The following is a 22,689-nucleotide window of genomic DNA, read 5'->3' on the forward strand; positions in this document are numbered from 1 at the left end:
AATGGATTACATGGAATGACTATTAAAAACAATTTACTCATCGCTGCCACGTTATTTGCGACCTCATCCGCAATGGCCGGTGACTTTTCACTTGGCGCGGGGGCTGTATTTAATGAGTCACCTTATAAAGGGTATAATGAAAATACCACCGCGGTTCCGTTAATTAGCTATGAAGGTGACCGATTCTATGTGCGCCAGACCACAGGTGGATGGATCCTGTGGAAAGACGAAAAAAATGAATTTAGCCTGACCGCGTCGTGGATGCCGCTGCATTTTGATCCCGACGATAACGACGACCCTCAGATGAAACATCTGGATGAGCGTAAAGCGTCTGCTTTCCTGGGGGGCGCCTATTACCGCCATGAAAATTGGGGCTCGCTGAAAGTGGCCGTTTCCGGCGATGCGATGGATGAAAGCGGTGGCGTAGTCGGTGAGATTTCGTACTTCCGCCCCATCCGCATGGAACGCCTCACGCTGACGCCATCTGTGGGCATTTTCTACAGTGACGAGAGCTATAACGACTACTACTACGGGGTTTCCGGCAGCGAGTCTCGCCGCTCGGGTCTGAATGAATACGCCGCCGGTGACAGCTGGACGCCATACGTGGGTCTGGCGGCAAAATATCAGTTAACCCAGAACCTGTTCCTTAACGCCAGCGCGGTTTATACCGTATTGCCTGACGACGTGAAGAACAGCCCGATGATCGACCGCGACGACAGCTTCGCGCTGATGACCGGGCTGAGCTGGCGCTTCTGATGCTGTAAAGCCGGGTGGCGGCTTAGCCTTACCCGGCCTACGTGGACTGCCATCTTAGTTTTACGTAGGCCCGTGCAAGCGAAGCGCCGCCGGGCATTATTTGATAGCACTGATTTACCGTTTTTCTTTACCGTAATGACTTCCTCATTAATATTTCTGATACGCTAACGTGATCCGATCCATCAAAAAGCGTGTGTATCATGTGTATAATTCTTAAAAGAAAATTAAACCCGGCACCCTCGCGCAAATCTGGCGGCAGGCGGGAATCAAACACTGGTATCAGGAGTAGTTATGTTTTATCCGGCTTACATTCATTCTGATCCCGACGGTAGCGCCAGCGGTTTTTTTCCTGACGTTCCTGGTTGTTTTTTTGCCGGCAATTCTCTGGATGATGCTTTTCAGGATGCACGTGATGCACTGACAGCTCACTTCGAAGCGCTATTTGAAATGGATGAAGAGTTACCTCTCCCTGGCAATGTTGAAGCACATCTTGAAGCCACACCGGGTGATTTTATCGGCGGACAATGGTTGCTTGTAGATATCAATATGAAGCAATTCGACGGTAAGGCCGAGCGTATCAATATCACCCTGCCTCGTCGATTGCTGGTGAAAATTGATTCTTTTGTGAATGAGCATCCGCAGTTTAGTAACCGAAGCGCTTTTCTTGCTGAGGCAGCGCGTCGCGTGCTGCCTTAACGATCCCTCTCCCGTGGGAGAGGGTTAGGGTGAGGGCATCAGGCCGCAGATATTCAGTCCTCATCCACCCAAATGCGCATTTCCCCTTCTCCCCGGTTAGCCCAGCTAAACCACGGAATAAAGGTCAACGTTTTGGGTTGACGTTGCACCGCAGGACGGTCGTATTGCCATAACGCCTCCGATCCCGCTTCTGCGGCGTCATGCGTGACACCTTCCGCCTGAATCAGCATCTTATGAGCGAAAATTCCTTTACCCTCGAAAACCCGGAATTCACTGTCGGCAGGCAGGGCAAGATTATGCAGGTTGGCGCCATTGTCGGCTTCTTCAAGGCAGTAGACCAGCGGACCGCGCTGCAGCGCGACCTTTCCGGCCTGCTGACGAACCTGTGGGTGACCGTACACGCGGCGGACCGGCATCGGTAAGGTTAGCGTGAGCGTATCGCCCTCCTGCCAGCGACGGGTGAGGTGAAGATAGCCCCGTGATACCTCGCCCGTCATGCCTTCTCCGTTCAGCGACACGTGAGGATTTGCGCACCAGTCCGGCAGTCGCAGGGCCAGGGTGTGCGTTACCGGTACGGGCGAGGCGATCTCAATGTTGACCTCTTCCTGCCACGGATAATTACCGCTGATCCGCAGCTTAAGCGTCTCATCGCCCACAGGGATGGTGACCTCATTCCCTACGTAGAGATTAATGAAAAGCGCATCCGGGCGAACGGTGTAAATGTAATGCCCCAGCGACGTCAGCACGCGGGCGATATTCGGCGGGCAACAGGCGCAGCCGAACCAGCGCTGACGAACCGGTTTGACGTGGTCGTAGATGTGGTTAAAGGCCAGCGTCCTGGGGTGCACTTCCAGCGGGTTAACATAGAAGAAATGCTTACCGTCCAGCGCCATGCCGCCCAGCACCGTGTTGTACAGGGCGCGCTCCATCACGTCGGCGTAGCGGCTATCCGCTTCCATCTCCAGCATCCGACGGGCAAACATCATCAGGCCAATCGAGGCGCAGCTTTCGGCATACACCGTATCGTTGGGCAGATCGTAATCGCTGCTGAAGGCTTCACCGCTACTTTGCGAACCAATCCCGCCGGTAATGTACAACTGGCGCTGCGCCATGTTGTTCCACAGGCGTAAGCAGTCCTGACGTTTTGCGTCGTCTTTGCTCAGACGGGCCAGGTGTGCCATACCCGCCATCAGGTAGACAAAACGCACTGCATGGCCAATCGCTGTTTGTTGTTCAGCAAGCGGTTGATGCGCCTGGCTGTAAGCTTTGTCCTTGACCATCCATGCCGGGCCGTAGGTGTGCCAGTACGATGTTCTGCCGCGCTTCTCGTATTCGATATCATAGAAGTGAGGCTGCGTACCGCGCGCCTCGATGAAGTATTTCACCAGGTTCAGGTAGCGTGGCTCCTGAGTAACGTCGTACAACCGCATCAGGGCCAGTTCGATTTCCGGGTGGCCCGGATAGCCGTGAAGCTGGCCTTCCCGGGGGCCGAAAACGGTGTCGATATGATCTGCCAGTTTACACACCACCTCCAGCAGTCGGCGTTTTCCGGTGCCCTGAAAATACGCCACGCCAGCTTCGATCATATGCCCCGCGCAGTAAAGCTCGTGGCACTCGGCCAGATTTGTCCAGCGTTCGTCGGGCGCTTTGACGGTGAAGTACGTATTGAGATACCCATCTTCACACTGCGCCGCGGCGATCAGTTCAATCACCTCATCGGCGGTTTTTTCCAGTTCAGCATCGGGTTTCTGACACAGCGACCACGCCACGGCTTCCAGCCATTTCGCCACGTCACTGTCCTGAAAGACCATGCCGTAGAACTCACCTTCTTCAAGACCTGCCGCAATGCGGAAGTTGGTGATGGCATGACTGGGCTCGGCTTCTGCCACGCGATCGTTGAGCGCATCCCACTGATAGGGGATGACCACATCACGCACCAGCCGCTGATACTGGCCAAGAAACGGATCGTTGATTTTCAGGTTATGCAGGTCGGCTTCCATTATGGACATCACGTTCTCCTCAGGACGGTACATGACGCTGGCGCAAATCGGTGGCAATGCGCGACATCATAGGATTGTTGAGTCTGCACCAGCGGATTGAGACCGCCAGCAGCAGGTGGAAAAGGGCAGGGAGCAGCGTCTCCATGGCGGTAATGCCCTGCAGCGAGGCGGGCGTCTGGTTACCCGCTCCCGGCTGATAGGCGACGGCGATAAACACCAGGCTGATGATCCCGGCGCTGGAGGCCCACGCCAGCTTGATGAAAAACAGGTTGAAGGCGAAGTTCATGCCCGACGATCGCACGCCGGTCTTCCACTCGCCGTAGTCGTCGGCAAAAGCCATCAGCGAGAAGTGCAGCGGCAGGGTAAAGCCCAGGATGACGCCGTTACTCAGAATTACGATCAGCCATAGCGTCTGATGCGCCGGGCCGCCGGGCAGGAACCACATGCCAGCCGCGATCGCGGCGAGCACCAGGTTGGTGTAGTAGTAGAGTTTGACCGTATCAATACGGCGAGAGAGGGGGCTGACGATCACCGCCCCAAGGATCGCTGCGAAGGTCACCATGGTGAAAAACAGCGAGGTGTAGGCGGTGCTGCCCTGAAGCACATAGGTGATGAAGTACATGTATCCGCCGCCACGGATATTGAAGACGTTGATCAGCAAAAACGACATCACCAGCATCAGCAGCAGCTGGTCATTTTTACGCAGCCCTGCCAGGTGTTCGCGCAGGGTGAATTTACCCATCAGCGCCAGTGGGACGCGTTCACGGACCCAGAAGAAGCAGCAGAGAAACATCACCACGGCGAGGGTGCACAGGACGCCAACGCCCAGCTGATAACCCCGGGCGGCGTTGCCTTGCCCCAGCGCTGCCACCAGCCACGGCAGGCCGACGGAGACCAAAAATCCCGCAACGCCGCACAGCACAAAGCGCCATGACTGGCAGGATATGACCTCGCTGTGGCGGGTGGTCATGGTGTTGATCAGCGCACAGTAGGGCACGTTGATGGCGGTATAGCCGACGGACAGCAGCAGGTAGGTGCCGAATGCCCACGCAATTTTCACGCCCATGCTGGCTTCAGGTACGGTGAAGGTCAGCACGCCGATAATGCCAATAGGGAATGCCACCCACAGCTGCCAGGGACGAAAACGCCCCCATCGGCTTTGGGTGCGGTCAGCAATCACGCCCATGACAGGGTCAGAAATCGCGTCAAATACGCGCAGGGCAATAAACAGCGTGCCGACAAGCGCCGGGGTCAGGCCAAAAATATCGGTATAGAAAAAGGTCAGGAAATTCATTATCAGACAGGTAATGACCGTGCCGCCCGCGTCGCCCAGGCCGTAGCCAATTTTTTCGCGAACGGACAAACGTTCTTCTCTCACCCGTTGTGCAACGTCAGACTCGGTAATCGGTGTGGAAGTCATGAGATAACTCCTCGGTAATCGATTTTTATCGTATTTGTGCAAGGTACCTCATTCATTCTGCACTGAACGAAAAGGGCAACAAGGGAAGGGAAAAGTATAAAAAGATGACGATTCCGACCTGATGAAGAAAGTGTGAGTTTGATCGGGCAGCTATAACGTTAATTGTTAATAATCAATGGATAAGTCAATTAAATGCGGCAATAAAAGCGGAATGGTGAATATCCATGCTCGAATTATCCATAGCGCTTCCGATTAAAGTGCAAAACGGCGGATTGTTTATTTCGCGGGGCGTGGGTCGCCACCCGGCGCGTAAATTAACGTCGTGGGAAATCATTTTCGTCGAAAAGGGGACATTAACGATCCAGGAGGAGAACCGTCTTTTTGAGGTGAAGGCGGGGGAGAGTTTATTGCTCTGGCCGAAGCGGCGGCATGTGGGTACAGAAGATTTTCCGGCCGATCTGCGATTCTACTGGCTGCATTTTGAGGTGAAACCTGGGCCTTCTGCTTTGCCGGAGGCTTCTCCGCTGACCATTGAACAACACTGCTGCGTGAGGGATGTCCCGTCGGTGATTGCGCTTTTTCGCCAGTTCCTCAGCGAGCAGGAAAAATTACAGCGCAGCGTAGCGCTGGAAATGCTTTTACTACTGATTTTGCAGCAAATATCCCTCTCAGCAGGGTATGAGGACCGCCCCGATGAGGCCGGTGCAGCTCTGGCCTGGAAGGCAAAACAGCTTATTCGCACGCAGTTTCATTTACCGCTCTCCACCTCGCTGCTGGCAAAATCGCTGCACTGTAATGCCGATTACCTCGGGCGCGTGTTTCGTCGGACATTTCATTTAACCCTGACGGAGGCGATTCATCGCCAGCGCGTCAGGGCGGCAGAAAAAATGCTGCTGAATGACTCAGCGTCATTAACGGAAGTGGCCACCCGCTGCGGTTTTAACGACGTGGGGTATTTCCGGCAGATATTTTCGAAGCATACCGGGTTAACGCCCGCCGTCTGGAAACGGCGGTACTGTAAAGAACACATTAATTCCGGTTGATCACTGCCCGTAATAGGCATGCGCACCGTGCTTGCGCAGATAATGTTTGTCGAGCAGTTCCTGCTGCATAACCGGAAGCTGGGGCGCAAGCTGGCGCGAAAACAGGCCCATGTACGCGCACTCTTCCAGCACCACGGCGTTGTGTACCGCATCGGCGGCATCTTTACCCCATGCGAACGGTCCGTGGGAGTGCACCAGCACTGCCGGGATCTGCATGGGGCTGATGTCGCGCTCTTCAAAGGTTTTGATGATCACTTCACCGGTCTGATACTCGTAGTCTCCTGCGATCTCCGCCGTGGTCATCCGCCGCGTGCAGGGGATCGCGCCGTAGAAGTAGTCCGCGTGCGTCGTGCCCCATGCGGGCAGATCCTGACCTGCCTGAGACCAGATGGTGGCATGGCGGGAATGGGTATGGACGATGCCGCCAATGTCCGGGTAGCGACGGTACAGCGCAAGATGGGTAGGCGTGTCTGACGACGGTTTCATGCTGCCCTCGACCACCTCACCGGTGGCGATATTCACCACCACCATATCCTCCGCCGTCATCACGTCATACTCCACGCCGGACGGTTTGATCACCATCAGACCGTTGACGCGATCCACCGCGCTGACGTTACCCCAGGTGAAGGTCACCAGCTGGTGGGCGGGCAGTGCCAGGTTGGCTGCCAGCACCTCGGCTTTGAGTTGTTCTAACATGTCATGCCTCCTTCCTGCATACGGGCTTCAATCCAGCGGCGCGCCTGGATAATCTCCAGCACCGGCTCTTTTGCTTTTTCGGTCCACATTTCAATCAGAAACGCGCCGCGGTAGTTCAGCTTATTGAGGGTATTAAACACGCCAACGAAATCGACGCAGCCCTCGCCAAACGGCACGTCGCGGAACTGTCCTGGGCTTTGTGCCGTGACGGGCTGGGTATCTTTCAGGTGAATTGCCGCGATGCGGTCAATGCCCAGCGTCAGTTCGGCGGCCACATCGTTACCCCACGCGCTGAGGTTGCCGACATCCGGGTAAACGCTAAACCACGGCGAGGCCAGCATCTCGTCCCACTTTTTCCATTTGCTGATGGAGTTCATAAACGCGGTGTCCATGATCTCAACGGCCACCATCACCTGCGCGGCGGCGGCCTGCTCGACTGCCCATGCCAGCCCTTCGGCGAAGCGTTGCCGGGTGCCTTCATCATGCTCTTCGTAATACACGTCATACCCGGCCAGCTGGATGGTGCGAATACCCAAATCACGCGCCAGTTTAATGGCGCTGGACATGATCTCCCGGGCGCGGGCGCGCACGGTTTCATCCCGGCTGCCAAACGGGAAGCGGCGGTGGGCAGACAGGCACATGGAGGGGATCGACACACCGGTCTCCAGCATCGCTTCCACCAGCGATGCACGCTGTGTGGTGCTCCACGCCAGGCGCGACAGGCGTTCGTCCGTTTCATCTACCGACATTTCAACAAAATCAAAGCCACAGCTTTTTGCCAGCACCAGGCGCTCCGGCCAGGTGAGGGATTTCGGCAGCGCTTTTTCGTAAATACCTAATGGATGCTGACGCATGATTACGCTCCCCAGATGTCGCGGATTTGCGAATGGAAGGCCTCGGCCACCTGCGGTGGATTGGCAGCGCCTGCCAGTGCGCGACCGGCGATAAAGGCTTTGACGTTGATCTGCTTAAACAGCGGCAGGTCGGCCGGGGTGATGCCGCCGGTGACGGACAGCTGCAAACCAATGTCGGAGAGCGCTTTCATTCGGGCGAGATCTGCCTCACCCCACTGCTGACCGCTGGCCTGCGCGTCGCGTCCCCGGTGGTAGATGGCCTGCTTCACACCGATGCGGTGCCAGGCGCGGGCATCGTCCAGCGTCCAGTTGCCAAACAGCTCCATCTGAATTTCCCCACCGCAGCGCAGCGCCACCGCGTGACCTTTTTCAACCGTGGCCAGCGGCGCGGCGCAGATGATGGTCATCCAGTTCGCGCCTGCGCCAAACGCCTGCTCTGCCAGCGTTTCTCCGGCATCGGCCACCTTCCAGTCCGCCACGAGGGTTTTCCCTGGACACTGCTCGCGCAGCGCACGCACGGCGTTAAGCCCTTCGGTCAGACATAAAATGGTGCCCGCTTCGATAATATCGACGTGATCGGAAAGCCTGGCGACATCGCGCTGGGCAGCCTGAAGTGAGGTGTGGTCGAGCGCCAGCTGCAGTAATGGTCGGCTCATAGGTCGTGCTCCTTAACACGGGCGTGATAACCCTGTAGTGCTGAAATCAGTAACTGGTAGCGCTGATACTTGCGCTGATAGGCCGCATGGGCGTGCATGTCGGGTTCAATGACCCGAATGTCGTGTCTGAGCGCGCACTGCGCTGCGTAAAAATCGGGATAAACGCCGGTGCCGACCAGGGCGGCCAGCGCCGCGCCGGAACAGCCAGTCTCTTCTACCTGCGGAAGCGCAATCGCCAGACCGCTGACATCCGCCAGCATCTGCATCCATACGTCAGAGTGGGTCGGGCCGCCGGTGACGCGCAGTGCCTGTACGTCGGTAAAGCGTTCGAGCATGCGGTTTAGATGGGTCATATGGCTGAACACCACGCCTTCGTAAACTGCCTGCAAAAGATGCGCGCGAGTATGCAGCGCCTGCATGCCGTAGAAGCCGCTCGTCATCTCCAGCCCGGCGTTGCTGCCATAGAGAAACGGCAGAAAGAACAGATCGCTTTCGGCTTTCGGCAGGCTGGCCACGGCGCGGTTGATCTCGCTGAAAGACATTTCTCCCCACTGGGCGGTCAACCACTCAAGGTTGCCGGAAGAGGTGGGGCTGGCTTCGTGGACAATGTACTGCTGCGGGTGGACGTAACGCCCATAGACATAGGGATGCGGTTCGTCGTCCCGAAGCGCATTGGCAATCCCGCTGGTGACGGCCCAGGTGCCCATGACGGCGTTCAGCGTATGTTCGTCGTGCAGTCCGGCACAGATCGCGGTGGAAACCACATCAAACAGCCCACCAACGACGGGGGTTCCCGCCGCGAGACCGGTAAGTGCGGCAGCCTGAGCGGTGATTTCCCCGCAGATTTCTGCTGAACCGACAACGGGTGGCAGAGCGTTGTCGACTTCACTGATACCCAGCCAGCGCGTGAGCTGCGGATCGTACTGGCCGGTGTTCATGTTGTAGAGATTGGATTCAGAGATGTTGCTCTCTTCGCAGCCTTTTACGCCGGTGAGGCACCAGCGAAGGTAGTCGTGCGCCATCATCACGCAGCCAATCTGCTGATAGCGTTGTGGCTCATTCTCTTTGACCCAGCGCAGAAGAGAGGCCGGATGCCCGGTCCAGAGCGTCTGACGCGTGTGCGGATAGAGCTTTTCGGGAATACCGTCCTGCTGCCAGCGCTGCACGATGTCCAGTGCCCGACGGTCTGAGGAGAGCATCGCATTGCCCAGAGGACGATCCTGTTTATCGAGAAGAAACAGCCCCTTGCCCTGCGCTGAAATGCCCACGCCTTTGATCTGCTCGCCGCTAACCCGGGCGTTGTTGAGCAGAAGAGCGACGGTGGTGTGACACTGCTGCCACAGCTGGTTCATGTCCCGCTCCGCATAGCCTGCTCGCGGGCTGAGCGTGGCAACCGTGCGGCGTTCAATACAGACCTCTTTGCCCTCGCGGGTGTATAAACCGGCTTTCAGATAAGTACCGCCACAATCGATACCCAGCCAGAAGGGTTCTTTTTCACTCATCTTTGACTCTCTCGTCTTGCTCCCTCTCCCCGTGGGAGAGGACTGGGGTTCTCGTCTTGCTCCCTCTCCCTGTGGGAGAGGGCCGGGGTGAGGGCATCAGGCCGCACGCTTATGCGAGTTCACCGTAGGATTAGGCTCCGCACCAGCATCGCACTTCGCCGGTAGAAGCAGGGCCAGCAGAGAGGCCAGTGCCAGTGACACCGCCAGGCAGTAAACTCCCGCATCTTTGCTGTACAAGGTGATCAGCACGCCGACCGCATAAGGGCCACAGAACCCGCCGAGGTTACCCAGGGCGTTAATTACCCCCCGCGCGCCGCCTGCCATCTCCGCGCTGAACAGGCGTGCCGGAATGGTCCAGAACACGCCCGCCGCCGACTGCAGGAAGAACCCACACCCCACCAGCGCGGCGTAGGCCAGCCAGGTATGCTCTTTCAGCGCCACGGAGAGGAACATGCAGAGCGCAAAACCAATCAGCGGCAGGGAGACAAACAGCTTGCGTTTACCGGTACGGTCAGAGAGCGAAGAGAAGAGGAACATACCCGCAATGGCCCCGATATAAGGCAGGATCGCGAGCACGCCTACCTGGCCGATGCTGGTGTGCGTGAGCTCTTTGAGAATGGTGGGTAGCCAGAGGGTGTAACCGTAAATGCCGGTCTGGTAGAAGAAGTTCAGGGCAATCAGCTGCCACATGGTTTTGTCGGACAGCACCGCGCTCAGCGAGGCGTTTTTCACCTCTTTACCGGCAATGGCCTGCTGTTCTGCGGCCAGGGTTTTGACCAGATAGTTTTTTTCCGCTTCAGAAATCCAGCGTGCTTCCTGCGGGCGGTCGTACACCGTGAAGGCCCACAGCACCAGTACAACGATGGACATCAGCCCTTCAATGATGAACAACCAGCGCCAGTCGAGTGCGGTAATAATCCAGCCCGACAGGGGCGCGGTGATGATCCCGGCAATGGGGACGAACATAATTACAATCGCATTGGCACGACCGCGTTCGGCGTCAGGGAACCAGTTACTGATCATCGTCAGCACAACCGGCAGCATCCCGCCTTCTGCTACCCCGAGTAAGAAACGCAGCACCAGCAGTTGATACTGGCTGGTGACGAGCCCGGTCAGGACCGAAATCACCGCCCAGGCGACCAGCGACCAGCCGATAAATTTCTTCCCGCTGCCATGAACGGCAATCTTGCCGCCAGGCACCTGCAAAAACAGATAGCCAATAAAGAAGATCCCACCCGCCAGGCCTGCCATGGTGGCAGAAATACCTAACTCTTCATCCATACCGCCGGGCATGGCAAAAGCAATATTCACACGGTCCATATAAGAAATAATGCAGGCGATAAGAATCGGGGGAATAATTCTTAGCCAGCGCTGGCGCGGAATGTCCGCATGTAGAGCTTGAGTAGACGTATTCATATTTAATATCTCAGTGTAGGTAACCGGAATAAGATTTTTTTATTGTTATTGCGTTGCTTTTTTCATTTGGCTAATGCCGTCTCGCAAAATAGCGATGCGATGGCTGATATCAGCATTAGCATTTATTTCCAGTAATTTAATACCGGAAAATTTCAATGTTGCGGCGCTCGCCGCAGTAAAGAGTGCTTTTGCATGTTCAGTGGTCATCAAACTGTCGGCACAGTACGATGAAAACGGTGCGTGCAGATCCTGCCATTCACCGTACTCTCCGCGGATGGTGGTGCCGGAGAACATCAGCGCGGCCAGTTTTCCGGCCTGAAGGGCGGTCTGAACGTGCTCAACCGGAAGCGTGGTGTTGCGCCCTTCAATGGCTGAGCGCGCCCAGTTAATACAGATGCTGATATCTGTCTCTTTTATCACCTCCAGCACCTGCTCTAAGGGTAAAAATCCCTTACGCGGTGCGGGACCGGTCATGGCATCGCAGTGTTCAAGCACCAGATCGCAGGACCAGTCCCAGCCCGCGATTTCACGAATGGAACGGGCGAACGCCTCGATAGCCTGCTCGACTGAAGCATTGCCCGCCTGCGGTGCGGCCTGCATCTCCAGGGCAATGACTTTCCCGGGATAACGGGCGTTAACCGCAGCAATCTTCTGCTGCAGATGGCGGTAATATTCCACGCACGCTTTACGCTGATCTTCATCGGCGGAGGCCAGGCCAAACGCACCGTTTGTGCCGCGGCGGCGCATGGTTTCCATCACGGCGGTCACCACGATTTGCCATTCACCCGGCGTATGGCGGAACAGCCATTCATCCCCATAAGGATGGATATGTTCAAGGCAGGGTTGTTCCAGCCCGCGAATGTGTGGCGTGTCAGAAAGTTCCCGCCAGAAGGTTTGTTCTTCTTGTTCCCCTTTCTGGTGAAACGAGGGTGCGCAGGGGTACGCACCAATAATAAAACCGGTGTTGGTCATTTCGCGTTCCTGTATTTATACCCGTCATACTTCAAGTTGCATGTGCGTTGGCTGCGCTCGTTCACCCCAGTCACTTACTTATGTAAGCTCCTGGAGATTCACTCTCTTGCCGCCTTCCTGCAACTCGAATTATTTAGGGTATATCAGAAAATTAATCTAATTCGCTGATTGCCACTTTCACCACAATTTTGCGAATTGCGGTTTCCTTGTTTTTAATACAGGCAGGACGGTGTACATCCTGCGGGAAAAATATGGCATAACTGCCAGGTACCATTTCAATGAACGACTCATTTTCACTGTTGTGATAAAAAATAATATCCCGTTGTTCCAGTAATGATTCGCTGATGTTGTTATTTCCGGTATCGATAGCAATACCGATTTTTTCTTCACCCCAGGCCAGAAATTGAATATCAAGATAGCGGCGATGTACTTCGGGGCGATTTTCGTGCTGTTCCCGGGTGGTGAGATCAAGCACCTGGGCAAAGATGGTGTGTCCCTCAATTTCAACGACACCCGGCTTTAGCATGCTGAAATCCGTGGTACGCAGAAAATCTAACGCTTTTTCAATCGCCCGCGGCAGGCGACACGGATTTGGCTGTGAAATATGTCCGAATATCATGGCCCACTCCTTACAGCGCCTGGATTTTCGCCCACACGCTGTCATCAATGGTGATGCCGTTGCGGCGGTTCTCTTCAAGCAGTCGCGTAAATTCATGCCCCGGCAGACGGACAGCGACGTTTTCGTCTGCCCGCTCGGCGGTGGTGATGAAGTCCATAATACGCTGCAGTTTGGCATCGCGGGTTGGGCCGTCGATCAGGCGGTCGACCTCGATGGCGATAAAGATCTGCGACACGCCATACTCGTCGCTGTTGTCCTGGGTAACTTCCGCCACGGAGGAGCCGTTAGAGAGCAGGGTGGCGATCATGTCGAGCACAATCGATAAGCCGGAACCTTTCCAGTAGCCCATCGGCAGAATGCGGCGGTTTTTCTCAATCACGCCAGGCTCTTTGGTCAGATTGCCCTCGTCGTCGAATCCGCCGTCGACCGGTAACGTGCGTCCGGCCAGTCGGTTCACTTCCAGCATGCCGTAGGAGAACATCGACATCGACATATCGACCATGGTAATTGGGGAGGAGGGGATCGCCACGATAAGTGGGTTGGTGCCGATGCAACATTCTTTTGACCCCCACGCGGGCATCACCGCAATAGAGTTGGTCCAGCAGATCCCGATGTAGCCCTTCTCTGCGGCTTGCCAGCCATAGCTCCCTCCGCGCATCCAGTGGTTAGCGTTACGCAGCGCAACCAGACCGATACCGTGATCGGAGGCCAGTTCGGTGGCGCGATCCATCATTTTTTTCGCCGTCAGGTTACCGATGGCGCGTTGGGCATCCCACTGTTCGATGGCCCCTAATGTGGTCACCCGTTTTGGCTGGGCATCAGGAATGATGTCGCCCGCGTCCAGTTGCTGAATAAAACGCGGGAAGCGGTTCACGCCGTGGGAATAGACGCCAGATTCCGTGGTGCGGGCAAACATCTCCGCGCAGGCATCCGCCGTTTCTGCTTTTACACCGCGATCGAGCAGAACCCGATTGAACGCTGCTTTCAACTCTTCGAATGTCACTTTCATCCCTGTTCTCCTGTTCTTCGTAGGGGCAAGTGCGAGTGCTTTTTTATCGCTAAATTTCACTATGCGAAATCTGATTTCAAATATAGCGATCAAATTTTGCCAGATCAACGACATTCATGATTTTCAAAATCGATTAAAATCAACTGGTTGTGTTTTTTCTGTTGAGATCGTGAACTGAACCACACTTTGCGCTACCATCAGGGCGCGATAAAAGGAGCCATGGGATGAGCATGAAAGAGAGCGACATGACGCAAGAAAAAGAGAGGCCAGCAGGTAGCCAGAGCTTGTTTCGCGGTCTGATGCTGATTGAGATCCTCAGTAACTATCCGAACGGCTGTCCTCTGGCCCATTTATCGGAACTGGCCGGGCTGAATAAAAGCACCGTGCACCGGTTACTGCAGGGATTGCAGTCGTGCGGGTACGTCACCCCGGCACCGGCGGCGGGCAGCTATCGCCTGACCACCAAATTTATCGCCGTCGGGCAAAAGGCGCTGTCGTCGCTGAATATCATCCACGTGGCTGCTCCGCATCTTGAGTCGCTGAATATCGCCACCGGCGAGACGGTGAACTTTTCCAGCCGCGAAGACGATCACGCGATCCTGATTTATAAGCTTGAGCCGACCACCGGTATGCTGCGCACGCGCGCCTATATCGGCCAGCATATGCCGCTTTACTGCTCGGCAATGGGCAAGATCTACATGGCATTCGGTCACCAGGACTATGTGGCGAGCTACTGGGAAAGCCACCAGGATCAGATCCAGCCGCTGACCCGCAACACCATCACTGAACTGAGCGCGATGTATGACGAGCTGGCGGAAATCCGCGAGCACAGCATGGCGATGGATAAAGAAGAGAACGAGTTGGGGGTCTCCTGTATCGCGGTGCCGGTGTTTGATATTCATGGCCGCGTGCCGTATGCGATCTCAATTTCGCTGTCGACCTCCCGCATGAAGCAGATTGGCGAAAAAAATCTGCTTAAACCTCTGCGTGAAACGGCGGACGCGATCTCCAGAGAGCTGGGTTTTAACGTGCGCGAGGGATAACAGATGAACCGGTTCATCATGGCGGATTCGGCAAAATGCATCGGCTGTCGCACCTGCGAAGTGGCGTGTGTCGTGTCGCATCAGGACGCCATCTCAACAGACGCCTTTACGCCCCGCATTCGGGTAGTCAAAGGGGACGCTTTCACCACGGCGGTGGGTTGCCATCAGTGTGAAGATGCCCCTTGCGCGAATGTCTGCCCAACGCAGGCGATTCGCCGTGGCGAGGGAGCCTGGCAGGTTGAGCAGGCGCGGTGTATTGGGTGTAAACGCTGTATGGTGGCGTGCCCGTTTGGGGCGATGCAGGTGCAATGGGCAGGAGATACGCTTCAGGCGCTGAAATGCGATTTATGCGCGCATCGCGCGGACGGACCGGCCTGTGTGGAAGCCTGCCCGACCCACGCGCTGAGCTGTGTCGATCCCGCCAGATTACGCACCGAGCGGTTGCGTCATCTGGCGTAGGTTCTTACTGGGCGTCTTCGCGCCAGGCGAATTCGATCTCTTCGGCGAGAATTTTTACCCCGGCTTCGATTTTTTCCGGATCGGGCACGTAGTTCATACGCATACATTGATGCGTATGCGGCCACGGCTTGTCCAGCCCCGGGAAGAAGTAATCTCCCGGCACCATCAATACGCCTCGCTTCTTCAGGCGCTGATAAAGCAGTTCGGTGGTGATCGGCAGATCTTTAAACCACAGCCACAGGAAAATTGCCCCTTCAGGTTTGTGGATCAGGCAGCGTTCTTCCGGTAAATAGCGGCGAAGTATGGCAATCGTCTCCTGAACGCGCTGATAGTAGAACGGCTTAATCACGTCATTAGACAGGCGCAGCAGATCGTTGCGTTTAATCATTTCGCACATCATCGCGGGGCCAATACCACCAGGAGAAAGGCTGATAATGCCGTTCATGTTGGTAATGGCGGTGATGATTTTTTCATTGGCGACGATGATCCCGCAGCGGCTGCCCGGTAGGCCGAGCTTGGAGAGGCTCATACACAGGACGATGTTCGGGTTCCACAGCGGACGTGCTTCGCTGAAGATAATGCCCGGGAACGGCACGCCATAGGCGTTATCGATCACCAGCGGGATGCCATGCTGATTTGCCAGCGCATCCAGTTTCATCAGCTCGTCGTCGGTGATGACGTTGCCCGTTGGGTTGGTTGGACGTGATACGCAGATCATGCCCGTCTCTTCACCAATGTGCAGATGTTCAAAATCGACGTGGTATTTGAACTGACCTTCCGGCAGCAGCTCAATGTTCGGGCGCGCGGAGACGAACAGATCCTCTTCCAGACCGGAATCGGCGTAGCCGATATACTCCGGTGCCAGCGGGAACAATACTTTTTTGGTGGTGCCGTCGGCGCGACGTCCTGCGAAAAGGTTAAACAAGTAGAAAAACGCGCTCTGACTGCCGTTTGTTAGTGCAATATTCTGCGGTTCGATATCCCAACCCAGCTCTTCACGCAGCATGTCGGCGAGGAGTTTCAGCAGTTCGGTTTTACCCTGAGGGCCGTCGTAATTGCAAAGCGCATCGGTTGCTTTGCCGTTTTCCAGCATCTGAGCGAGCAGCGTCTGGAAATAGGTATTCATCTCCGGGATTTGAGCCGGGTTTCCGCCGCCGAGCATGATGGCGCCCGGTGTGCGCAGCCCGTCGTTGAGGTCCTCCATCAGGCGGGTAATGCCTGAATGGCGGGTAAATTTGTCGCCGAAAAGTGAAAACGTCATAGCAGGTGATCTGTCGAGCTTGTTTTGAAAGTGGGTAACCATAACGCTAGCACCGTGCGGGTGCAAATCGGCTGGTGTGGTCGGATTTGTGGTTTTATGTGGTGGATGTGGATTTTTGTAGTGATTAGTTCTGGTGAGTGCCCCTCACCCCGGCCCTCTCCCTAAGGGTTGAGGGATCCCCATAAAATAATGCCTGCACGGAGGACCCCCTCTCCCTTGAGGGTGTACGGTCCGGGGACATAGTGAACACTTGTTCGGGGACATGGTAGACACTTACAACTAAGGCATAAGAACCCGTTTATGGAGTCGCTTATGCCCTGGGATGCGAGAGATACCATGTCATTACGTACTGAGTTTGTTTTGTTCGCCTCGCAGGACGGGGCGAACATCCGTTCCCTCTGCCGTCGCTTCGGCATTTCACCTGCCACCGGCTACAAGTGGCTTCGCCGCTGGAGGGAGGAAGGGGCCGCCGGCCTTCAGGACCACCCGCGCATACCGCACCATTCCCCGAACCGCTCGTCTGACGACATCACTGCCCTGCTGCGTATGGCCCATGACCGCCATGAACGCTGGGGCGCACGCAAGATAAAGCGCTGGCTCGAAGACCAGGGGCACCGTATGCCCGCCTTCAGCACCGTTCATAACCTGATGGCCCGTCACGGCCTGCTGCCGGGCACTTCTCCGGGCATTCCCGCCACGGGGCGGTTCGAACATGACGCGCCGAACCAGCTCTGGCAGATGGATTTTAAGGGCCACTTTCCCTTTGGCGGTGGCCGCTGCCATCCGCTCACCCTGCTGGATGACCACTCCCGTTTTTCCCTGTGCCTGGCGCACTGTACCGATGAACGGCGTGAGACCGTGCAGCAGCGGCTGGTCAGCGTGTTTGAGCGTTACGGCCTGCCGGACCAGATGACGATGGATAACGGCGCCCCGTGGGGAGACACCACCGGCACCTGGACGGCGCTGGAGCTGTGGCTGATGCGCCACGGTATCCGGGTGGGACACTCCCGGCCGTATCATCCGCAGACGCAGGGCAAGCTGGAGCGTTTTCACCGCAGCCTGAAGACGGAGGTGCTGCAGGGTAAGTGGTTCGCGAACGAGGGCGAACTGCAGCGCGCCTTCGACCACTGGCGGACGGTCTATAACCTTGAACGCCCGCATGAGGCGCTGGACATGGCGGTACCGGGCTCGCGGTATAAGCCGTCTGCACGGCAGTACAGCGGTAACATAACGCCCCCGGAATACGACGAGGGTGTGATGGTCAGGAAAGTGGATATCAGCGGAAAGCTGAGCGTGAAAGGGGTAAGTCTGAGCGCGGGCAAGGCGTTCAGGGGAGAACGGGTCGGGCTGAAGGAGATGCAGGAAGACGGCCGCTACGAGGTGTGGTGGTACAGCACAAAAGTGGGGGTGATCGACCTGAAGAAAAAGTCGATCACCATGGGTAAAGGATGTTAAAAAGTGTTCACCATGTCCCCGAACACCTGTCTACCATGTCCCCGGACTGTACAGAGGGAGAGGGCTGGGGTGAGGGGGAACATATGGCTGTAGAGGTCATTCCGTTCACTTTATGTTCCTTGCTACTCTGTAACGGCATGACTTGTGAACGTGCCAGGGCGGCTCAATCGCCGCTTCGCGGTGCCTTCGGCTTATTCCTTCCGGCTTATCGGGGACGGGCGGATGTAACGTCCCTGTAAAGCCGCCCTCTCGGCGCATCCATGCGCCTCGCCCCGGCCTGCAGGAAACGCCTCAGCGATTTACAGCCGGACCATGGCGTCGCTGTAAGTCATTTATTTTCCTAAACAACATTCATCGCTTCCGGTAAAAAATTACTGGGGATGCCTCAGCCCTAAGGGAGAGGGAGAAAACCGCGATGAGGGGGCTATTGGTTCCCCGCCCAGACGACCATGACTTTATCGCCATCATGTTCACGTACGAATCCATACCCCTCTTTCAGCGAAAGCGTGGTTTGCTTGCCTTCACCTATCGCCGGATGGCGGGCGCGGAACTGACCCAGCGTTTGCCAGTGGGCGACGGTTAACGCCTGTTTGCCCGTTACATCCTGCCAGTTCATATCCGAGCGTGTTCCCTGCAGAGGGTCGGAACCCGTCGGCCCGAACGGACGCTCTGATTCATCCCCATAATAGATTTGTACGCTGCCTGGCGCTAACAGCAGCAGTTCCGCCGCGCGCTGGCCCCCTTCGCGGAACAGGCGGGTGTCATGCGAGGAGAGATAGCTCAGGACGTTAAAGCTTTGCAGTTTTTCCGCCATCTGCTGCCAGGTCAGATCGATATCGGCCAGGCAGTTCACCGCTTTTGCCGCCTGCTCCTGATAATCGAAGTTAATCATCGCATCGAAGCCGTGGCGGTAATAATCGCTCTGCATGACCCCGTGGCCCCAGGATTCACCCGTCATCCAGAACGGCGCATTGTCGAGTTTTTTGTCCGGGTGAGCACCTTTCCAGGCCGCCAGCGCCTGGCTTGCCTGGTCCTTCAACTGCTGCCAGGCCGCCAGCTCCACGTGTTTTGCCGTATCAACACGGAAACCGTCAATGCCATACTCGCGTACCCACTGGCTGAGCCAGTGGGTCAGGTAATCGCGCGGGGTGTATCCCGGGATAGCTTTTGCCTGGGTATCGGGCTTGTGCTGATAAAAGTTTGGCAAACCGGACGGCGTGGTGGATTCCGTTTTCAGGTCGGGTAAAAACGCCAGTGACATGGTCAGGTCGTCAAAGCCCGGGTTGTCGTAATCGCCAATATCGGTGCGGATCCATTTTTTACCCCACCATTTTTCCCATGCGGCTTTATCGCTGAAGTTGATGTAATCATTAAAGCTGTGCCAGCTTTGTCCCGTCCCCGGTTTCCAGTCAGTCCAGCGTGCACCCAGCGTTTTCTTCAGCTCATCACCTTGCAGATAGAGCGCGCCAAACTGGTACTCCTGCATGTCGGCAAGCGTTGCGTAACCCACATGGTTCATGACGATATCGAACAGAATGCGGATGCCGCGCTTGTGCGCTTCATCGACGAGATGACGTAAATCATCTTCGGTGCCCATATTGGCATCAAGCCTGGTCCAGTCCTGCGTGTAGTAGCCATGGTAGGCATAGTGGGGGAAATCCCCTTTAGTGCCACCGCCGACCCAGCCATGGATCTGCTCCAGCGGGGAGCTTATCCAGAGCGCGTTTACCCCCAGTTGCTGCAGATAATCAAGCTTGCTCGCAAGCCCTTTCAGATCGCCGCCGTGGAAAGTGCCAATCTCCTGCATGCCGTCTTTGTGGCGGCCATAGCTATTGTCATTCGTGGGGTCACCATTCACGAAGCGGTCGGTCAGCACGAAATAGACCGTAGCGTTTTGCCAGCTAAACGGCGCGGGTTTGTCGGTTTCGGCGCGCTCAAGCAGCAGCAGGCCGTTGCTGTTGGCGGCAGGCTGAAGGGTAATTTTTCCCTGCTGCACCGTCGCGGTTTGTTTGCTGTAGAAGTCTCGCACCACGGAGCCTTCCGGGAAGGTGTTTCCTACCTCCAGCGTCAGGGGTTTTCCATCCCATTTTGGGCACTGGCGGATAACGTCTGCCACCGGTTGTTCTGCTGCGCTCTTGATGGTCAGCATCAGGGTTGGCGTGCCGGAACGGGTATCGACACGCATCTGGTACTCTCCGTCGCGGAACAGACGCCACTGCGGCGGCGTGCCGTCACACGGTTTGAGTGACAGCATCTCGTTGAGTTTTATCGCTTCTGTTGGCTGCCAGCACGTGTTGTCAAAACTCACTGTTAAAGGACGCGTACCCTTCGCAAGCTTTGCCTGGCTGGTGAACATTCCGGTGCCTTCGGCGCTGAACGCGTTAAATCCCGGCGATGACCAGTCAGCGTGTGCCAGTGCGGGTAACATCAGAAAAGCTACGGCGGTGCGTTTCATTCCATCTTCCTGTCGCGGCATTTTTGACCAGTGTGCCATCAGGTGAGGCGTAAAAACTCATCCCCCGGCGCTTTCTGCAAGGATGACGCGAGAGGATGAGTGATCCCGCGCAAAATTAGGCAGTTATCTGCGAGATCGCACACAAATTTTCAGAATTGATGCTTAAGTGAGCACGTTTCAGGTGACATAGTTTCGGAATTGGACTATTTCTATACGTGCTCTTGAAGTCTATTTTTGATATGATTTGAGATTCCGCTCTCAAATTTGTGAAAAAATAAGGTGTTGGAATGTTTATATCCGACCAGGAGACCTAATGATATCGACTCCCATTCGACGATATGGGGCCGCGATACTCATGTTACTCACCACGACATTTTCGGGTGGGGTGCTTGCAAAGACGCACACGGATACAACGAGTAAGAAAGCCCACGTAATAAAGACGACAAGCAGTAAGGTTAGCAGTAAACAAGAGTATTCTCGCAATAGTGCAAAGAGTAGTTCACTTCCTGATTTGCGAAAATACCCTTCCGGAACACCAAGGAAAAAAGCGTTTCTCCGGACAGTAATGCCTTACATCACAAGTCAAAACGCCGCGATTACGGCAGATCGTAACTGGTTGATCGCCAAACAGTACGATAGCCGCTGGACGCCGTCTGAGCGCGCGCGCCTGAAAGATATCGCAAAGCGCTACAAGGTAAGCTGGAACGGTAACACCCGTCGTGTGCCGTGGAACTCGCTCCTTGAGCGTGTCGACATCATCCCGGGCAGCATGGTTGCGACAATGGCTGCAGCCGAAAGTGGCTGGGGAACCTCGAAGCTGGCGCGCAACAACAACAACCTCTTCGGCATGAAGTGTGTGAAGGGACGTTGTAAAAATGCACCGGGCAAGGTGAAGGGCTACTCGCAGTTTGAATCGGTGAAAGATTCAGTAAATGCCTATGTGGTAAACCTGAACACCCATCCGGCCTACTCGTCGTTCCGTAAGTCACGCGCACAGCTGCGTAAAGCGGATCAGGAAGTGACGGCCAGTACGATGATCCACAAGCTGAAAGGTTATTCCACCCAGGGTCAGCGCTATAACAACTATCTGTTTGCGATGTACCAGGATAACCAGCGACTTATCGCCGCCCATATGTAATCCCAATAACGCCTTCCACTGGAAGGCGTTTTCTTTTCTACATCATGACTTCGCTGTGGCGTTCCCGATACTCTTTCGGTGTGTTGTCATACTCTTTACGGAACACCGAATAAAAATACTGCAGCGACGGGTAGCCGCACATCTGCGAGATTTCGTTGATCGACAGCGACGTGGAGATGAGCAAACTGCGCGCTTTCTCCAGCTTCTCTGCGTGAATGACCGCATGAATGGTTTCGCCCACTTCCTCTTTAAAACGCTTCTCCAGATTTGAACGGGAAATACCCACGGAATCCAGCACCTGATCGACCTTGATACCTTTGCAGGCGTGGTTGCGGATAAAGTGCATCGCCTGAATGACTGCCGGGTCGTTTAAGGAGCGGTAATCCGTTGAGCGACGTTCTACCACGCGGACCGGGGGAACCAGCAGGCGCTGAAGTGGCAGGGATTCGTTATCCAGCAGACGATGCAGTAATTTTGCGGCCTGATACCCCATCTGTCGGGTGCCCTGTGCCACAGAGGAGAGAGCCACGCGAGAAAGGTAGCGGGTGAGCTCTTCGTTATCGATGCCAATCACGCACAGCTTCTCCGGCACCGGAATGTGCAAATGTTCGCAGACCTGCAATACGTGGCGCGCACGGGCGTCCGTCACGGCAATAATGCCGGTTTGCGGCGGCAGCGTCTGCAGCCAGTCAGCCAGACGGTTTTGCGCGTGCTGCCAGTTTTCCGGCGCGGTTTCCAGCCCCTGATAGACCACGCCGCGGTATTTCTCCTGGGCGACAAGCTGACAAAAGGCGTGTTCGCGCTCAACGGCCCAGCGCTTGCCGCTGGAGGCTGGTAAACCATAGAACGCAAAGCGATGGACGCCTTTCTCCTTTAAATGCAGAAACGCGCTTTCGACCAGCGCATGGTTATCGGTGGCGATATAGTGGACGGGAGGATAGTGCTCGGGCGAATGGTAAGAGCCGCCGACGCCCACAATCGGGACGTCGACGTCAGTCAGTAATTGCTCAATGACCGGGTCGTCATAGTCAGCGATGACGCCATCGCCCAGCCAGTCTTTGATGTTCTCGAGTCGGGTGCGGAAATCCTCTTCGATAAAAATATCCCACTCAGATTGCGACGCCTGCAAATATTCACCAACGCCCTCTACCACCTGTCGGTCGTAAGCTTTGTTGGCATTGAATAACAACGTAATGCGGTGACGCTTTTCAAACATGGCTCGCTTCCCAAATAAGTCAC

Annotated in this window: 20 protein-coding genes; 7 read left to right on the top strand and 13 right to left on the bottom strand. The window is 55.9% G+C overall.

The annotated features are described in order from the left end of the window. The first annotated feature begins 15 nt into the window (after positions 1-15). Both ACQG2G_RS00855 and ACQG2G_RS00860 read left to right on the top strand, forming a co-directional pair. Positions 16-756, top strand: a complete 741-nt coding sequence (locus ACQG2G_RS00855; protein WP_013094942.1) for a MipA/OmpV family protein — start codon at positions 16-18, stop codon at positions 754-756. Between the two features lie 291 nt (positions 757-1,047). Next, positions 1,048-1,452: a type II toxin-antitoxin system HicB family antitoxin gene (locus ACQG2G_RS00860; RefSeq protein ID WP_013094943.1), complete on the top strand. Its 405-nt coding sequence runs from the start codon at positions 1,048-1,050 to the stop codon at positions 1,450-1,452. Between the two features lie 53 nt (positions 1,453-1,505). Here ACQG2G_RS00860 and ACQG2G_RS00865 read toward each other — a convergent pair whose 3' ends face one another. Together ACQG2G_RS00865 and ACQG2G_RS00870 are read right to left on the bottom strand one after the other, a co-directional pair. Continuing rightward, positions 1,506-3,461 (bottom strand): glycoside hydrolase family 127 protein, encoded by a 1,956-nt coding sequence (locus tag ACQG2G_RS00865; RefSeq protein WP_161670310.1) that lies wholly within the window; start codon positions 3,459-3,461, stop codon positions 1,506-1,508. A gap of 10 nt (positions 3,462-3,471) precedes the next feature. After that, positions 3,472-4,872: an MFS transporter gene (locus ACQG2G_RS00870; RefSeq protein WP_020686524.1), complete on the bottom strand. Its 1,401-nt coding sequence runs from the start codon at positions 4,870-4,872 to the stop codon at positions 3,472-3,474. Positions 4,873-5,096: 224 nt separating this feature from the next. On the opposite strand from ACQG2G_RS00870, the gene ACQG2G_RS00875 reads away from it, so the two are divergent. Beyond that, positions 5,097-5,915 (top strand): helix-turn-helix domain-containing protein, encoded by an 819-nt coding sequence (locus ACQG2G_RS00875; protein ID WP_020686525.1) that lies wholly within the window; start codon positions 5,097-5,099, stop codon positions 5,913-5,915. Here the strand turns inward: ACQG2G_RS00875 and araD are convergent, their stop codons facing one another. The 8 genes from araD to yiaK all read right to left on the bottom strand — a co-directional run bounded on the left by araD (position 5,916) and on the right by yiaK (position 13,639). Beyond that, a complete protein-coding gene (gene araD / locus ACQG2G_RS00880) occupies positions 5,916-6,611 on the bottom strand; it encodes an L-ribulose-5-phosphate 4-epimerase (protein WP_040020980.1) in 696 nt (231 codons plus the stop codon). It abuts the gene before it with no gap. Further along, on the bottom strand, positions 6,605-7,465 hold the full coding sequence (locus ACQG2G_RS00885; protein ID WP_020686527.1) for an L-ribulose-5-phosphate 3-epimerase: 861 nt from the start codon (positions 7,463-7,465) through the stop codon (positions 6,605-6,607). Before ACQG2G_RS00885 ends, araD begins: the two co-directional genes overlap by 7 nt. A 2-nt stretch (positions 7,466-7,467) precedes the next feature. Beyond that, a complete protein-coding gene (gene ulaD / locus ACQG2G_RS00890; protein ID WP_038418390.1) occupies positions 7,468-8,121 on the bottom strand; it encodes a 3-keto-L-gulonate-6-phosphate decarboxylase UlaD in 654 nt (217 codons plus the stop codon). Beyond that, positions 8,118-9,623: an FGGY-family carbohydrate kinase gene (locus ACQG2G_RS00895; protein ID WP_061772195.1), complete on the bottom strand. Its 1,506-nt coding sequence runs from the start codon at positions 9,621-9,623 to the stop codon at positions 8,118-8,120. The genes ulaD and ACQG2G_RS00895 overlap by 4 nt, the downstream gene beginning before the upstream one ends. A 96-nt stretch (positions 9,624-9,719) precedes the next feature. Beyond that, positions 9,720-11,039 carry an MFS transporter gene (locus ACQG2G_RS00900; RefSeq protein WP_013094951.1) on the bottom strand — a complete coding sequence of 440 codons (1,320 nt, stop codon included), beginning with the start codon at positions 11,037-11,039 and terminating at the stop codon, positions 9,720-9,722. A 45-nt stretch (positions 11,040-11,084) separates the two neighbouring features. Continuing rightward, positions 11,085-12,011 (bottom strand): DUF4862 family protein, encoded by a 927-nt coding sequence (locus ACQG2G_RS00905; protein ID WP_045294612.1) that lies wholly within the window; start codon positions 12,009-12,011, stop codon positions 11,085-11,087. Between the two features lie 151 nt (positions 12,012-12,162). After that, on the bottom strand, positions 12,163-12,630 hold the full coding sequence (locus ACQG2G_RS00910) for a YhcH/YjgK/YiaL family protein (RefSeq protein ID WP_061772194.1): 468 nt from the start codon (positions 12,628-12,630) through the stop codon (positions 12,163-12,165). A 10-nt stretch (positions 12,631-12,640) separates the two neighbouring features. Further along, entirely contained in the window at positions 12,641-13,639 is a 999-nt protein-coding gene (gene yiaK / locus ACQG2G_RS00915) for a 3-dehydro-L-gulonate 2-dehydrogenase (RefSeq protein ID WP_013094954.1), read from the bottom strand. Positions 13,640-13,863: 224 nt separating this feature from the next. On the opposite strand from yiaK, the gene yiaJ reads away from it, so the two are divergent. Both yiaJ and ACQG2G_RS00925 read left to right on the top strand, forming a co-directional pair. Beyond that, entirely contained in the window at positions 13,864-14,682 is an 819-nt protein-coding gene (gene yiaJ / locus ACQG2G_RS00920) for an IclR family transcriptional regulator YiaJ (RefSeq protein WP_061772262.1), read from the top strand. A gap of 3 nt (positions 14,683-14,685) precedes the next feature. Continuing rightward, positions 14,686-15,141 carry a 4Fe-4S dicluster domain-containing protein gene (locus ACQG2G_RS00925; protein ID WP_013094956.1) on the top strand — a complete coding sequence of 152 codons (456 nt, stop codon included), beginning with the start codon at positions 14,686-14,688 and terminating at the stop codon, positions 15,139-15,141. A 4-nt stretch (positions 15,142-15,145) separates the two neighbouring features. On the opposite strand, the gene avtA is transcribed toward ACQG2G_RS00925, so the two are convergent. Further along, the gene (gene avtA, locus ACQG2G_RS00930) at positions 15,146-16,402 is read right to left on the bottom strand and encodes a valine--pyruvate transaminase (protein ID WP_020686533.1); all 1,257 of its coding nucleotides are present in this window, start codon (positions 16,400-16,402) and stop codon (positions 15,146-15,148) included. 312 nt (positions 16,403-16,714) lie between these two features. On the opposite strand from avtA, the gene ACQG2G_RS00935 reads away from it, so the two are divergent. Then, on the top strand, positions 16,715-17,857 hold the full coding sequence (locus ACQG2G_RS00935) for an IS481 family transposase (RefSeq protein ID WP_426723975.1): 1,143 nt from the start codon (positions 16,715-16,717) through the stop codon (positions 17,855-17,857). Positions 17,858-18,281: 424 nt separating this feature from the next. On the opposite strand, the gene ACQG2G_RS00940 is transcribed toward ACQG2G_RS00935, so the two are convergent. Then, the gene (locus ACQG2G_RS00940; protein WP_061771948.1) at positions 18,282-20,312 is read right to left on the bottom strand and encodes an alpha-amylase; all 2,031 of its coding nucleotides are present in this window, start codon (positions 20,310-20,312) and stop codon (positions 18,282-18,284) included. Positions 20,313-20,625: 313 nt separating this feature from the next. Here ACQG2G_RS00940 and ACQG2G_RS00945 point away from each other — a divergent pair, with 313 nt between their 5' ends. Continuing rightward, on the top strand, positions 20,626-21,450 hold the full coding sequence (locus ACQG2G_RS00945; RefSeq protein ID WP_014830204.1) for a protein bax: 825 nt from the start codon (positions 20,626-20,628) through the stop codon (positions 21,448-21,450). Between the two features lie 37 nt (positions 21,451-21,487). On the opposite strand, the gene xylR is transcribed toward ACQG2G_RS00945, so the two are convergent. Next, positions 21,488-22,666: a D-xylose utilization transcriptional activator XylR gene (gene xylR, locus ACQG2G_RS00950; RefSeq protein ID WP_014830205.1), complete on the bottom strand. Its 1,179-nt coding sequence runs from the start codon at positions 22,664-22,666 to the stop codon at positions 21,488-21,490. Positions 22,667-22,689: the final 23 nt, after the last annotated feature.

It is taken from the genome of Enterobacter cloacae complex sp. 382A5 (assembly GCF_050031095.1).
Lineage (GTDB): Bacteria > Pseudomonadota > Gammaproteobacteria > Enterobacterales > Enterobacteriaceae > Enterobacter > Enterobacter cloacae.